This window comes from Anaerotruncus sp. G3(2012) (assembly GCF_000403395.2).
Lineage (GTDB): Bacteria > Bacillota > Clostridia > Oscillospirales > Ruminococcaceae > Anaerotruncus.
On record NZ_KE159680.1, the window covers coordinates 124,212 to 137,665 of the forward strand.

12 protein-coding genes and 1 other RNA gene are annotated in these 13,454 nt (G+C 54.7%); 8 read left to right on the forward strand and 5 right to left on the reverse strand.

The annotated features are described in order from the left end of the window. Positions 1–364 precede the first annotated feature (364 nt). The 5 genes from C814_RS21800 to C814_RS24025 are packed head-to-tail and all read left to right on the forward strand — an operon-like array spanning position 365 to position 4,755. Positions 365–1,396, forward strand: coding sequence for a M42 family metallopeptidase (locus tag C814_RS21800; protein WP_016317633.1), 1,032 nt, complete (start codon positions 365–367; stop codon positions 1,394–1,396). Continuing rightward, on the forward strand, positions 1,393–2,409 hold the full coding sequence (locus C814_RS21805) for a M42 family metallopeptidase (protein ID WP_016317634.1): 1,017 nt from the start codon (positions 1,393–1,395) through the stop codon (positions 2,407–2,409). The genes C814_RS21800 and C814_RS21805 overlap by 4 nt, the downstream gene beginning before the upstream one ends. Continuing rightward, complete coding sequence (locus C814_RS21810) at positions 2,406–3,194, forward strand: GNAT family N-acetyltransferase (protein WP_016317635.1); 789 nt, start codon at positions 2,406–2,408, stop codon at positions 3,192–3,194. Before C814_RS21805 ends, C814_RS21810 begins: the two co-directional genes overlap by 4 nt. Then, positions 3,191–4,462: a methionine gamma-lyase family protein gene (locus C814_RS21815; RefSeq protein WP_016317636.1), complete on the forward strand. Its 1,272-nt coding sequence runs from the start codon at positions 3,191–3,193 to the stop codon at positions 4,460–4,462. Before C814_RS21810 ends, C814_RS21815 begins: the two co-directional genes overlap by 4 nt. A gap of 44 nt (positions 4,463–4,506) precedes the next feature. Next, entirely contained in the window at positions 4,507–4,755 is a 249-nt protein-coding gene (locus tag C814_RS24025; RefSeq protein ID WP_155846463.1) for a hypothetical protein, read from the forward strand. Positions 4,756–4,899: 144 nt separating this feature from the next. Here C814_RS24025 and C814_RS0105980 read toward each other — a convergent pair whose 3' ends face one another. Both C814_RS0105980 and C814_RS21820 read right to left on the reverse strand, forming a co-directional pair. Then, positions 4,900–5,679 carry a peptidylprolyl isomerase gene (locus tag C814_RS0105980; RefSeq protein ID WP_016317637.1) on the reverse strand — a complete coding sequence of 260 codons (780 nt, stop codon included), beginning with the start codon at positions 5,677–5,679 and terminating at the stop codon, positions 4,900–4,902. A 932-nt stretch (positions 5,680–6,611) separates the two neighbouring features. Beyond that, complete coding sequence (locus C814_RS21820) at positions 6,612–7,226, reverse strand: hypothetical protein (RefSeq protein ID WP_016317638.1); 615 nt, start codon at positions 7,224–7,226, stop codon at positions 6,612–6,614. A 339-nt stretch (positions 7,227–7,565) separates the two neighbouring features. On the opposite strand from C814_RS21820, the gene C814_RS21825 reads away from it, so the two are divergent. The 3 genes from C814_RS21825 to C814_RS21830 all read left to right on the forward strand — a co-directional run bounded on the left by C814_RS21825 (position 7,566) and on the right by C814_RS21830 (position 9,344). Further along, entirely contained in the window at positions 7,566–7,871 is a 306-nt protein-coding gene (locus tag C814_RS21825) for a DUF1292 domain-containing protein (RefSeq protein WP_016317639.1), read from the forward strand. Between the two features lie 9 nt (positions 7,872–7,880). Further along, a non-coding RNA gene (ssrS, locus tag C814_RS23330) (6S RNA) lies at positions 7,881–8,072 on the forward strand. A gap of 114 nt (positions 8,073–8,186) precedes the next feature. Further along, complete coding sequence (locus C814_RS21830; RefSeq protein ID WP_016317640.1) at positions 8,187–9,344, forward strand: hypothetical protein; 1,158 nt, start codon at positions 8,187–8,189, stop codon at positions 9,342–9,344. 222 nt (positions 9,345–9,566) lie between these two features. Here C814_RS21830 and C814_RS21835 read toward each other — a convergent pair whose 3' ends face one another. The 3 genes from C814_RS21835 to C814_RS21845 all read right to left on the reverse strand — a co-directional run bounded on the left by C814_RS21835 (position 9,567) and on the right by C814_RS21845 (position 13,161). After that, on the reverse strand, positions 9,567–11,087 hold the full coding sequence (locus tag C814_RS21835) for a sodium:solute symporter family transporter (RefSeq protein ID WP_016317641.1): 1,521 nt from the start codon (positions 11,085–11,087) through the stop codon (positions 9,567–9,569). A gap of 666 nt (positions 11,088–11,753) precedes the next feature. Then, positions 11,754–12,407, reverse strand: coding sequence for a superoxide dismutase (locus tag C814_RS21840; protein ID WP_016317642.1), 654 nt, complete (start codon positions 12,405–12,407; stop codon positions 11,754–11,756). A gap of 7 nt (positions 12,408–12,414) precedes the next feature. After that, positions 12,415–13,161 (reverse strand): N-acetylmuramoyl-L-alanine amidase, encoded by a 747-nt coding sequence (locus tag C814_RS21845; RefSeq protein WP_016317643.1) that lies wholly within the window; start codon positions 13,159–13,161, stop codon positions 12,415–12,417. Between the last annotated feature and the right edge of the window lie 293 nt (positions 13,162–13,454).

Genomic DNA, 13,454 nt, shown 5'->3' on the forward strand with positions numbered 1-13,454 from the left:
TCGCTTCTCGGGCTTTCAGCCCGAAGCGCGTTTCACGCGACGCTCGGGCAGGATGCGCCTTGCGGGCTAGGGGTCAGCGACCCCTCCCCGCAGGCCCCACCCCGGTAGATGGGGAGCGCTCTTTTATCTGACCCTGATTGAAAAGTTTCGTCCACCTTTTCAAAGGTGGCGGGGTCAAGGGGCAGAACCCCTGACGCGCTCCGCAGAGCGCGGAATGCTTTATCCTGTGAAGCGCATTTTTCGGGTGAATTGCCGTGAAGCGGCAAGAGGTGGCTTTTTGCAAGTAAAAAAGCCACCTTTCCAAAAGATTTCAAACAAATTTTCGGACAAAAGATAAAATTTTTCATTTTGGGAGATACAACAGATGACAACATCAGAGCTTGTTTTAACGCTCGCGGGCGCGCATGGGGTAGCCGGTTCCGAAGGGAAAGCTGCCGGACTTGCCCGCGAGCTTCTTTCCGCATGTGGACCCTGTGAACAGACGCCGCTCGGAAGCCTGATCTGCCGGGTATGCACCGCGCCGGAGGACAGGCCCCACATCCTGTTGGTGGCGCATATGGACGAGATCGGTATGGTGGTGACCCATATCGACGACAATGGTTTTCTGCGGGTAGGAAACTGCGGCGGTGTTGACCGCGCGACCCTGCCCGCTGCACAGATACAGGTGCACACTAAAGACGGAATTCTGGAAGGGGTGGTCTGCACCATCCCGCCCCACCTGAACCCGGACGAGTCCAAAATTCCGAAGATGGAGGAATTCAGCATTGACGTTGGGCTGGACGCGGAAACCGCCCGGGAGCGGATCCAGCTGGGGGATCGTGTTTCGGTGCGTTCAGAGGGGTGTGAACTGCTCAACCGAAGGGTAGCCTCAAAATCCATCGATGACCGCGGCGGCTGTGCAGCAGTCATTCTGGCTGCCCGCAGGCTGGCGGACTGCGCACCGCTTGGCTGTTCGGTTTCGGCGGTGCTCTCCACCCTTGAGGAGGTTGGCGGACAGGGGGCAAAGACTGCGGCTGCTGCCCTCCGCCCGACCCATGCGATCGCGGTGGACGTGTCGTTCGGCTATACGCCCGACTCCCCGAAGCACAAGTGTGGGGAACTGGGGAAAGGCCCGATGATCGGGATCGCTCCTGTGCTTGACAACCGGATGTTTGAAGACCTGAAAGACACAGCAAAACGGCATGGGCTTCCGTACCAGATCGAGGTGATGGGCGGCGAGACCGGCACCGATGCCGACGCGGTTGCAGTTGCGGGGAGCGGCGTGCGCACCGGAATGGTTTCGATCCCGCTGCGGTATATGCATACACCAGTTGAGGTGGTTTCGGCAGCGGATGTGGAAGCAGCGGCAGACCTGCTCGCGGCCTATGTGATAGATACATTTGGAGGGAATGGATGATGGACGATCAAATGTTAAAAACCCTCTGTGGGCTTCCGGGGGTATCCGGCGCTGAAGAACCGGTCCGGTACGAGATTCTCAAGCAGATTGAAGGGCACTGCATCTATCGGGTTGACCCGCTGGGCAACGTCCTTGCGTTCAAAAAGGGGCGGCAGGAGCCTGTACATTCGATGCTTTTTTCGGCGCATATGGACGAGGTTGGTCTGATCGTAACCTATATCGAGGAGAGCGGCCTTCTGCGGTTTACAACGGTAGGCGGCATCGACCGGCGGGTTTTGCCGGGCAAGACGGTGCGAATTGGAGAGCAGCCCGGTGTGATCGGCTCCAAGGCGGTACATCTGAAATCCGCGGAAGAGAAGGACAAAGCACCGGCACTGGATGCGCTCTATATTGACATCGGGGCCTCCAACCGGGAGGAAGCGGAAGCAAAGGTCACGCTGGGGGACCGGGCAGTTTTTTGCACCCATTATTGCGAGATGGGGGATGGATTTCTGCGGGGCCGCGCGCTGGATGACCGCCTTGGATGTGCCCTGCTGATCGAGATGCTCCGAGGGGAACTGGAATACGACGCACATTTTGCGTTTACTGTGCAGGAGGAGACCGGCACAACCGGCGCCAAAACAGCCGCAGCCCAGATCGGGGCTGAGATTGGGATCGCGGTGGAGACAACCACCGCCTGTGATCTTCCGGATGTCCCGCCGGAAAAGACGGTCTGCGCGCTGAAAAAGGGTCCGGTCCTCTCGTTCATGGACCGCGGTACCGTCTACGACCTCGCACTCTACCGGCGCGCGCTCGAAACCGCACAGGAGAAGGGGATTCCCTGCCAGCCCAAAGCAGGCGTCTACGGTGGGAACGAGTCCCGCTCGGTGCAGACTGCCGGAAATGGGGCACAGGTTCTGGCGGTTTCGGTCCCCTGCCGGTACCTGCATACGCCGTCCTGCGTTGCCCATCGCTCGGATGCAGACAATACGCTTGTACTGTTACGGGCATTGAATGGCGCATTTGGCGGATGATCCGGTTTGTCACCCCGGAGTGGGAAGCAGAACTGACACAGAATTGTGGACGATTTGGAATATTTGACTGCAAAATATACGCACAGTATCAAACCTATGGTGCACAAAGCGGGATTGTCGATTTCTGGCTTGTGCAGGATGCACAAGACCGCACGGTTGGCCTACTATCGCGTCTGGAAGGGCGATTTACCGCCGCGGCAGGAGAATCGGCGGATATGGAAGAACTCTCCTGGTTTTTGCGACATGCGGGAGGCCGATCGGCAGAGGGGGAAAAACCGCTGATTGCGCGGGTTTTTCCAGGCAGAGAGCTGCCTTCTGCGCCGATTCTGCGGCAGGACCGGCCACGTGATTTGGAACCTGCCAACCGGCAGATTGTGGAAGCAGAGCGGCTGTCCGATGTGTTCGGCCTGCTCTGCAAATCCGACCCGCAGTTTGCGAAACAGGCGCATTACACTGCATGGCTGGCGGAGACTTCCCACAAGGTGCGGCATCGTTTGATGCAAATTTTTATACTTAAAATTGATAATCAAAACATTTCTACCGCAAGTATGATTTATCTTGCGCCTAGGCGCGCCATACTGGCTGGAGTAGCAACCGACCCTGCCTGGCGCGGACAGGGATATGGACGCATGGTGGTCGAGCATACCTGCGGTGCGGCGCATCGGCAGGGACAGCAGCCGTGGGTATTGGCGGCAAACGATGGTCTCGAAGCGTTTTATATTGGATGCGGTTTTTCGCCAGCCGGACGCTGGGCAAGGGCCGAATGGGAAGGGGATAACGGATGATCGAGCATTTTTTTGAGGTAAGCCCATACATACAGGAGCAGGCGGAACGGGCATTGGAGCGATGCTCAGGGGCATTCGCGCGGATTGAGGAGATCAGCGAATATAACGCGGCGAAGGTACTCGCGGCGTTTGGACATCAGCATGTGAGCGAAAGCCACTTTGCGGGTTCAACCGGCTACGGATACGGGGACCGCGGTCGGGAAACGCTCGACGCAGTGGTTGCGGAGATTTTTGGCGCGGAGGATGCACTGATCCGGCACAACTTTGTATCAGGCACCCATGCAATCACCACTGCACTGTTCGGGGTTCTTCGTCCGGGTGATCGGATCGTCTCGCTGACCGGCCTGCCCTATGACACCCTACAGCCGGTACTGGGGATTGTCGAAGGAGGAAGCGGGTCACTCCGGGAATTCGGGGTGATCTATGAACAGTTGGACCTGCTTGCGGACGGCTCCCCTGATTATGACGGGATTGCGCAGGCGGTTTCTGGGGTAAAGGTAGCCTATTTGCAGCGTTCACGCGGCTACTCGCTGCGGGAGTCACTTTCGATCGCCCAGATCGAGAGAATCTGCGCATTGGTGCGGCGGGCAAACCCGGACGCCATCCTCATGGTGGACAACTGTTATGGAGAATTTGTCGAGAAGCAGGAACCGACCCAGGTAGGCGCGGATTTGATCATCGGTTCCCTCATAAAGAATCCGGGCGGCGGGATTGCAAAAACAGGAGGCTATATCGCCGGACGGGCCGACCTGATCGAGCAGTGCGCCTGCCGTCTGACTGCTCCGGGTGTGGGCAAGGAGGTTGGATGCACACTGGGGGAAAGCCGCGGGATGTTCATGGGACTGTTCTTCGCGCCCACAGTGGTTGCGTCGGCGGTCAAGACAGCGGTGTTTGCCGCCGCGCTGTTCGAGCAGCTTGGGTTCCCGGTCTATCCCCGGTTCGACCAACCGCGCGCCGACATCATTCAAGCGGTGGAGCTGGGGTCAGCCAAACGGCTGTCTGCATTTTGTGCAGGCGTGCAGCGGGGCGCGCCGGTTGATGGATTTGTTACCCCCGAGCCGTGGGACATGCCTGGGTATGACAGCCAGGTGATTATGGCGGCGGGTGCCTTTACGATGGGTGCGTCGATTGAACTTTCTGCCGATGGCCCCATGCGGGAGCCTTATGCCGCATGGATGCAGGGGGGCATTACCTGGCCCAGCGGAAAAGCCGGGGTGATTCTGGCGGCACAGTCGCTGTATAAGGCCGGGGAGCTGCCAGAGGGATAAGGGATTTCCTGTGACGCCCTGTCGGCAGATTTCCGCACGATTTTTTGAAACATTGGAAATCCGCAAAGAATGCCGGTATTTTTGAGGCTTTGACAGCCGATGGTGCAGTTTCTAAAAAAGATGGACAGCAACAGAATTTTCTGTTGCTGTCCATTTTCCGTTATTTTTATGCTGGCGAAAGACCCGCCCAGACGGTGTCGAATGGTTGTGAATACGGCTTCTTAGAACCTATTCAGCATTTTATTTATGCAAGGGGGCTTTTTCTCTTGCAAAAAGCCCCCTCTTGGCTCTGACTGCAAGCCAGAGCCAATTCACCCGAAAAATGCGCTTCCCAGGATAAAGCGTTCCGCCGCGTATGCGCGGCGGCGGGGGCTCTGCCCCTCGCCCCCGCGATTTTTTGAAAAAAATCGCGTAAAACTTCAGCTGCTGAACAGGCTCTAAGAGATCACAATACTCTCGATGAGGATATCCTCGGTGGGGACATTTTCCTCCGAGCGCGGGGAATTGGCAATTTTTTCAACCACGTCCATCCCCTCGACAACCTGTCCAAAGACGGTATCCTTAAAATCATAATTGGGGATACCACCATATTTGACATACCGGTTGATGACCTTTTCAGGGAATCCGCCTGCCATCATCTCCTGAAGCAGCTCATCACTGATCATCGTATTCTGAATGATGTAAAATTTGCTGTCATTGGTGTCGCGCAAGCCGCGGTTATCCATCGCCAACGCGCCGTTGAAGTGCCAAAGATTGAGGCTGTATTCATCCGCAAAGCGGGAACCAAAACTGCTCTCCCCACCCTCTCCGGTGCCCTGCGGATCGCCCGCAGCCGCACGCACATTGGGAAGGACTTCGTAAAATTTGGTATTATTGTAATAACCTTTCTCCGCAAGTGCGATGAAATTTTCGACTGCCCTGGGGGCCTCCTTCGCATAGAGGACTGCCTTGATCTCTCCGAGAGAGGTCTTAATGGTAGCGTACTTGGCATCCCCATCCGCACCGCGGAACTGGATCAGGTCAATCGAAGATTCATCAATTTTGTTGTTATGAATCTCGATTTCCTGCGGGGTGACAGGCATAGGCCCTTCTACCATCGGGGTGGGATTGGAAGAAACCTGACTGCTCTCCACCGGTGCAGGCTTAGTGGTTCCACAGGCAGAAAGACACACAAATGCAGATAAGGCTACGCATAAAAGGAATGTGATCTTTTTCATAGGACAGTCACCTCCGTAATCCAAAAACAATTTTGGTGTAATAGACATCGAATCGGGAATGAACAGGATATACACGAACAGTTCCTATATTATACCATAATCGCGGAGCGATATGGTATAATTGGCCATCGGGACGGGAGCAGGCTCTGCCTGCGCATCGTCCTGGCCATAACTCGGGTATAATAGCTGTTTTGCAGCTATTATACCACAAAAAACCGTAAAATCAATCGCTGTCCACAGAATTGTTACAATTGGGAATACGGATGGCAACCGGCGCATGTTTCTCAACAAGCAGAAACGCCGCCGGTTGTCACCGACGGCGTTGTATTTTATTTTTGGAAGCTAGCACATGGGATTTTACCATTACCACAACTGATACAGAAAAACCATCCTGTTTTTGCGGTATTCCCTTTCTGAAAGATGTGAAATCTATCTGCAAGTAACATCAAATCGAACTGGCCGCTGTTACCTATACGGCAAGATGGTTTATGCGTCTTGTTGAGATAGAAATTCCTTTCACTCACTGCTTTGGGACTCTGCGCCTGCTTCTGACTGTTTTTTCCGGATATTTACGATAGATTCGCTTATTTCAGGATTCTGTTGCCGCGATTACGACCGACCCTCCAGCCGCCAAACTGCAACCTCTATCTCCTGTTTTCTGAATTTCGGATTAAAACCGGCATCCCGGCGCACAGTCCCAATTTTTTGATGCGGGACTATTCTGCTCATCGTACATCGGAACCACCGCCTTCCTTTTTTCTATGGCTTTATTATAGCGCAGATCAACGACAAAATCAATGGTAATTATCAACAATTATTATAAAATTATATATGCAATATACAATAAAGGCCGTTTGCTGGCAACAAAAGCGGTTGTAGTTCAATATTATGAAAACGCCGCCGAAAATACCGGCGGCGTTTTATTTTTAGCATCAAGTGGATACTGTGATACTACCACTATTCATAACCAAATTGGCACTATCCCCATTTGTAACATTTACAGAATACTCTCCTGTTCCGCTAATCGCAATTCCAACTCGGATTTTTTTGCTAGGTATAGCTTTAGTAGCTAGCACTTTTCCATCAGGAAATATTTGTCCCGATACAGTTGAATTTTTAGGAGTAGTTGCAAATGTAGCCTCCATTAAAATCGAGCCATCATCCTTAATATAAAATCCCGTTCCAGAAGTAGCAGTATACTTTGTGGTCGTTTTAGCCTTGATGGTGTTTTTTGTCAAAGAATATGTGGTTGCTCGAGGAACAGGAGATGCCGCCACTATTTCTACTGGAAAATAAGAAACTTCTATGGAAGAACGATTTTTGAGGGCAGACTCTATAAATGCTTCTTTATCCAGAGTTCCATTTTTTATCTGTTCTTTAATTGTAAAAAATTCTGCTTCAGAAACCGCTTTGTCATATCCATCCACAATCGCGATATATATATTGGCCGTTTCATCATCTGACTTGGCCGAAGCCGGAAGAACAAGAGCAAATAACATGGCGACAGCAAGAACAATGCTGTATAATTTTTTCTCAAATTTCATCATTACATCTCCTCTCCTTGTAAATCCATTTTCTTAACCATTTACTAAACCAACGGATTTGGATCAAACCCAACCGCCAATGTACATACCATAATATGCAAACTGGCTTACACGTTACACATCAAAATCACCCCTTTCCTTTTTATTGTTTTATTATATCACAAACATGCTGTAAGATCAACAGTTACAATAAAAAATAAATATATAAAATACGGACAAGAATCGTTGTTGACATTTGGCAAAAGATAGATTATTATGTGTAATGTAAATTGCGGAAAGAATTTACTAAGGGCGCAGCACTGAAAAACAGGCATAAGCCGCCGCAAAAGGAGAATCATGTATATGGCGGACAATGAATATGGGCCGGACCTGCTGACGCTTGTGGATGACGAAGGCCAGGAGCACGAATTTGAGATTGTCGATTCGATCGAACACAACGGCGGGCAATACGTCGCGCTGGTGGCCAATTACGACGATCCGGACGAATCGCTTCAGGATGACGGCGAGCTGGTGATCCTCAAGTCGGTGATGGATGACGGCGAAGAATTTCTCGAGGCGATTGAGGATGAGGCTGAATTTGATGAGATTGCCGCGATTTTTATGGAGCGGCTGGAAGACCTGTTCGACTTCACGGAAGAGGACGAATAAACCATAAAAAGATTCCTGCTGTATGCGACAGCCCTGCCTAAAATACTCCGATAACTGTATCTAGGGAGTTTCGATTCGGCGTAGGATTGCAGACCTCCCCCCCTTGGGGAAGAAGGGAGCATGAGGCCGCTGAGAGAGCGTACCCACTCTGTCATACGACGGGGTTTACAGCCGGCAGGGCATCGGTACAGCGGGGATTTTGTATTTTTTGGCAGAAAATGCCGCAGGAACCGGCCCGCGGTTCCGTTTGTATATCTACCATTGGTGGAAAACGATCCGCCAAAGGGATCTCTTAGGGCGGAAAGGGGGAGGCGGATGTTGTTTTCATCGTGGCAGGACCGCTACCGGATGCGGTGGGAGCGGTTCTATACCTATGTCCGCACGACCCCATGTTCGGTGGCGGAATGCCGGGACGATGCTGCTTTTTTCACTGCCCCGCCCGTACGGGACCTGCTCGATCTCTGTGAGCAGCGCTCCGAGCTGTCCAATCACCTGGTAGCGGATTTGGCAAACCATCTTACGGAGCTGGACCCGTTTCGTGCGTGTCTCTGCGGGCTGCTGATCGGCCGGTATGGGGAGCGGGGCGCTGGCTCCGCGGATGCTGATCGTGCATTGGCAGACCGGTTTCTGTACACGCTGAATGCCTGCCTGCAATCTATAGAATTGATATGTGAGCGGCGCAGTATCCCTGTCGAGAAACTGCTCGACAGACCGGAAGCGCTTCCGCACTGTCTTTGCGCCCTTTTTGCGACCGATCCGGAGCCGGCTATGGCGTCATTCGGGATGGGCTCGCTCGCAACCGGGCTGCTCTCCCGGCTTGCGGCAAGCCGTCCGCTGCGCGACCGGCTCCGGCAGGAAAAACAGGTGATTCCATTTTGCGAAGGCTTTGGAGAACTGTTCGACCCTGCACTCGTCTCCCTGCCGGGGCTGTTAAATATGGCGGAGGAAGGGACGGTTATCCTGCTCTCACTCGAACGGAGGGTGGGCGTAGAGGCCGCATTCCGGCAGGTGGACAGCAATTTCCTGCTCTTCACCCTCTTGCAGAACCTCTTCCATCGTGAGGGGCTGCTCGAGCGGTTCGGCGCGCCTAAGTTTGTCTATGATCCCGTACTTGACAAACTGTCCCGGCATCTGCCGCTTTCGAAAAAAGAACGCGTCCCCGATCTGCTGGAGGACAATGCCGGCTTTGATTACTACGCCCCATCCGCCTTACGTGCGGATGGATGTTTTGATATCCTGCATCTCGTGTGGGGGGAGGGCAGCCCTTGCACGCTTCCCCAACTGGACGGGAAAAACCTGCTTCTGCTCGCCCCGCTCACCCTGCCGCGCCGCTGGGGGGAGGAATTCATACTTGGGAGCCACCCACAGCTTCGCCCTGCCGCCACGATTACCCGCCTGCTGGACGAAGCGGAGGTCGCCTCATTGACAGCCCGCATACGCACTCTGAACCTATCAAAGACTGGAAACCAATAGAGATTTAAAATTTCTGGCCCCCGGATTCCTGCAAAATGGAAAAGGAGGCTTTTTTCTTGTCTCCAATTCCACTCTTTTTACTTTTGTGCGATAGATGAGAATTCCATCCGCGGTATCGTCCCTGTCTCCGCAGGTATCCGCCTGCCGGACAATGAGCAACGGCAGTATTCTAAAGAGCCTGTATGTGCGCGGCCTTGGACCCGCCGCATGGGCCTATATCGGCTATTCAGAAACCTGATTGAGCATATGCTTATGCGGCGCAGAGACGGTTACATCGTAACAGGAGAACGCAGAGTCGAGATGTTCCTTGGGGAGCTTGGGCGTGACAAGGCTGACGAGCGGGGCGACAAACAGAGATGCCACGATCGAGATGGCGCCGGCGGTGGTGGGGGCGGTGAATGGCGCGAAAAGGTTCCAAAGGTTGATGCCGATGCCGGTGACAAAGCATGCCCAGACGCCCGCAGCGGTTGCGCCTTTCCAGAACAAACCGTACGCAAACGGACCGAGGAACGACCCGGCGAGCGCCCCCCACGAGAGGGACATCAGGGTGGTGATAAGGCTGTTGGGATTGAGCGCCAGCACAACCGAGAGTGCCACAAAGAAGATACAGAGTGCGCGAATCCAGATGAGCTGCCGCTTGTGGTCCATCTCCTTGAAGAGCAGCCCTTTCAGGAAATCGAGGGTGAAGGTGGAGCTGGAGGTGATGACCAGCGAAGAGAGGGTGGACATCGACGCCGAGAGCACGAGGATCATGACCACACCGATCAGCAGATCGGGCAGGCAGGAACCGAGCATTTCGGGGACGATGTTGTCAAAGACCGGCTTGCCGCCCTCCGGAACCGGATAGTAGAGCCGTCCAAACGCACCCATGAAGTAGCTTCCGCCCGCAATGACGAGGGCAAAAAGGGTGGAAATGATGGTCCCGGCCTTGATGGATTTTTCATTTTTGATCGTGTAGAATTTATGTACCATCTGGGGCAGGCCGAGGGTGCCGAGGCTGGTCAGGACAACCACTCCCAGCAGTCCGATGGGATCAGGGCCAAAGAACGAGACAAGCGCGCCGTTCAGATTGGGGGCAGTCTCGCTTGGAATCTGTGAAAGCTGGGCGAGTGCCGCCGGGAAACCGCCGCGTCCGTTCAGGATCGAAACCACAACCATCGAGATACCGGCCAGCATGACGATCCCCTGTACGAGATCGTTGAGCGCAGCCGCCATATACCCGCCGGCCACCACATAGATGCCGGTCAGGACTGCGATGCCGATCACACACCATTTGAAATCCAGCCCGAACGCCATTGCAAACAGCCCGGAAAGGCCCTTGTAGACCGAAGCGGAATAGGGCACCAGGAACACGAAGATCAGCACCGACGAGACGGTCTTGAGGGATTCACAGCGGTAGCGTTTGGCGAAAAAGTCGGGCATGGTGGCGGATTCGAGATGCTTGGTCATGACACGGGTGCGCCGTCCGAGCAGCACCCACGCAAGCAGGCTGCCGATCAGCGCATTGCCGATGCCGATCCAGGTGGCAGCGACGCCGAAATTCCAGCCGAACTGGCCCGCGTAGCCGACGAATACAACCGAGGAGAAGTAAGAGGTACCGTAGGCGAACGCGGTAACCCACGGGCCGACATTGCGTCCACCGAGAACAAAGTCCCCGACGCTGGCGGCATTTTTGCGGCAGTAGAGGCCGATAAAGATGGTTACGGCAAAAAAGAGCAGGATCATCAGGATTTTTTCAAACATAGGGGTACCTCCTTTTGGCTTGGAGGGCAAAAAAACCGCCCTCCGGAAAATGGTTCCAGAGGACGGGAAAACTCGTGTTACCACCTCGGTTCACGGCAGCTTCGCAGCCTGCCACCTCAGCAAGTACGCGCAAAAACAGCGGATACTCCGGCGCGTTAACGGGCGCATCCCGTCGCAGCCTACAGGGGGACGGCCCGTTCGGTGCGCGGCTACCACAGTGTATTCAGACCCGCCCGCCTGCCGCGCCTCTCATCTCCCGGCTGCTTTCTGTGGAGCAGAAAGGGTCCTACTTTTCCATGGTCACTGCTTTTGGAGTTTAAATGGATGATGCTATTTTAACAGATAAAAGCGGTAAAGTCAAGGCTTTGCCTTGCGTCCTGTTTGCTTTTTTTCAAATGTATTGGCGCTCCCACTCCCGCTTAACTTGCTGTTTGAGGCCGTATCCAAACGGCGGGGATCCTCATAATTTTTTACTCCGCTCCAATGCGAGAAATCCGTCCGTTTCTCTATTTTCAAACAAGCCCTAAACCAAAAATTTCGCCAGCCTTTGCTCCGGCCCAAGAGCCGCCTTCGGCGGTTGGCCTCTGCACGCCGATCTACGCGCTAAGTGCCGCCTTCGGCGGTTGCGCTCCGAAACGCTCGCTGCGGCTCGCAGTGCGGGGGCAGTCAAAGGCTGCGGGGTCGAGAGGCAGAGCCCCCGCAGCAGGGCAGGAAATTTTCCTCCGCGAACTCCCAGTCTACCAATCCCCACCAGCAGTCCAGATAGGCTTCCCGCCGGTTCTGGTGGTCCAGATAATAGGCGTGTTCCCAGACGTCGACACAGAGGACCGGCCGCAGCCCGCGGGAGAGGGGCGTCTCCTGATTGGAGGTGGAAAGGACGCAGATTCCCCCATCCGGACAGGCGGCAAGCCAGGCCCAGCCCGATCCGAACTGGCTGAGGGCGGTCTGGGTAAAGACATCGCGGAACCGCTCAAACGACCCATAACACCGGTCGATTGCCTGCGCCAGACGCCCAACCGGGCCGGTTGATTTTCGGCATCCGGTCATGCCGTCAAAATAAAGCTCATGGGAATAGACGCCGCCCGCATTCCGGCAGACCGCTGTCCGGATCGATGCGGGGATCATGCCGGGATTGAGCAGGAATGCTTCCAGGGGCTGGCGGTGGAGCTGCGGACAGTTTTCGAGGGCCTTGTTGAGATTTTTCACATAAGCAGCCTGATGCCTGTCATGGTGGATCGCCACTGTCTCCGGGCCCAGGCAGGGGACAAGCGCATCACAGGCATAGGGCAGCGGCTCGAGCTGGAACGGATAATGGCTCATGGTGCGCCTACCTTTCTATCAGCTTGATATATCGGCTGTCCGCATAGCCAACATTGCCGTAATAGTTTACGACATACCAGCCCTGCCATTCCCCAAGGACGGTGATGGGGTTTCCATCCCATGCGCGGGCGATCACCCGGGAGAGGGTACTGGGACGGGAGCGGATATTCAGCCATCCGCTCTGCACATCGACCTCCCCTCGGTAGGCGGGCTGCGCGGGCACGAACGGGATGCCGAAATATTCGGTCAGGGAGAGGACGACGTTCTGGGCGATCTTGGGGATGTTGGTGCGGATCCAATCGGCATCCTCCGGGTTGTCGTGGTAGGCGAACTCAATCAGAACGGCCGGTGCGCGGGTTTTGGTCACTTCGCCCAGGCGCGTTGTGGTCAAGGCCCTGACCTGATCGGGAATGGGGTAGATGTCCCGCAGATTGTCGGCAATGATCTCAGCTGCACGCTTTCCCTGCATACTCATCGGCGCATAGTAGACCTCGGTGCCGCGCCTCTGACCAGCCTCGACCTCTGGGGCGGCATTGGAATGCAGTGCAAGGTGCAGATCGTAGTTGCCCTGATTTGACTGGACGATGGAACTGGCAGCGGTCATGTCCGGTGTATTGCGGACAAACCGGATTCCGCTTGAATTGAGGAACGGGACCATCGCATCGGCGATCAGGTTCATGTAGTATTCTTCATTGCCTCCATTGACATAAGGGTTCCATTCCTGGGTGCTGGGGCTTAAGTAGATAAGTGGCATTTGTGATCCCTCCTGTATGTTCCGGGCCTGTTTGAAACGGGGGAAACTGCTGTTTTTCAAACATTCCCTGCTGTTCCAACCTATGCGGGACCGGAGGAATCGGTGAGGTATTGGGAGTATGGCGAGGAGCGTTCCCTCAGTTTGCCTTGCGGGGATGGGTCAGAGACCCCTCCCCGCAGGCCCCTCCCTTCCAGGCTGGGTGCCGCTTTTTTCCAAAACGAAAGTTTTACTCGATTTTTTCCAAAAAATCGCGGTTTCCAAAGGCAGTGAGGCAACGGAAGTTTGGGTTCCAG

Excerpts from the sequence above, each read along its gene's own strand:
- C814_RS21810 (WP_016317635.1), top strand. The coding sequence starts at position 2,406 with ATGATCCGGTTTGTCACCCCGGAGTGGGAAGCAGAACTGACACAGAAT.
- C814_RS21835 (WP_016317641.1), bottom strand. The coding sequence starts at position 11,087 with ATGTTTGAAAAAATCCTGATGATCCTGCTCTTTTTTGCCGTAACCATC.
- C814_RS21820 (WP_016317638.1), bottom strand. The coding sequence starts at position 7,226 with ATGATGAAATTTGAGAAAAAATTATACAGCATTGTTCTTGCTGTCGCC.
- C814_RS21815 (WP_016317636.1), top strand. The coding sequence starts at position 3,191 with ATGATCGAGCATTTTTTTGAGGTAAGCCCATACATACAGGAGCAGGCG.
- C814_RS21805 (WP_016317634.1), top strand. The coding sequence starts at position 1,393 with ATGATGGACGATCAAATGTTAAAAACCCTCTGTGGGCTTCCGGGGGTA.
- C814_RS21800 (WP_016317633.1), top strand. The coding sequence starts at position 365 with ATGACAACATCAGAGCTTGTTTTAACGCTCGCGGGCGCGCATGGGGTA.
- C814_RS21845 (WP_016317643.1), bottom strand. The coding sequence starts at position 13,161 with ATGCCACTTATCTACTTAAGCCCCAGCACCCAGGAATGGAACCCTTAT.
- C814_RS21840 (WP_016317642.1), bottom strand. The coding sequence starts at position 12,407 with ATGAGCCATTATCCGTTCCAGCTCGAGCCGCTGCCCTATGCCTGTGAT.
- C814_RS21825 (WP_016317639.1), top strand. The coding sequence starts at position 7,566 with ATGGCGGACAATGAATATGGGCCGGACCTGCTGACGCTTGTGGATGAC.
- C814_RS21830 (WP_016317640.1), top strand. The coding sequence starts at position 8,187 with ATGTTGTTTTCATCGTGGCAGGACCGCTACCGGATGCGGTGGGAGCGG.
- C814_RS0105980 (WP_016317637.1), bottom strand. The coding sequence starts at position 5,679 with ATGAAAAAGATCACATTCCTTTTATGCGTAGCCTTATCTGCATTTGTG.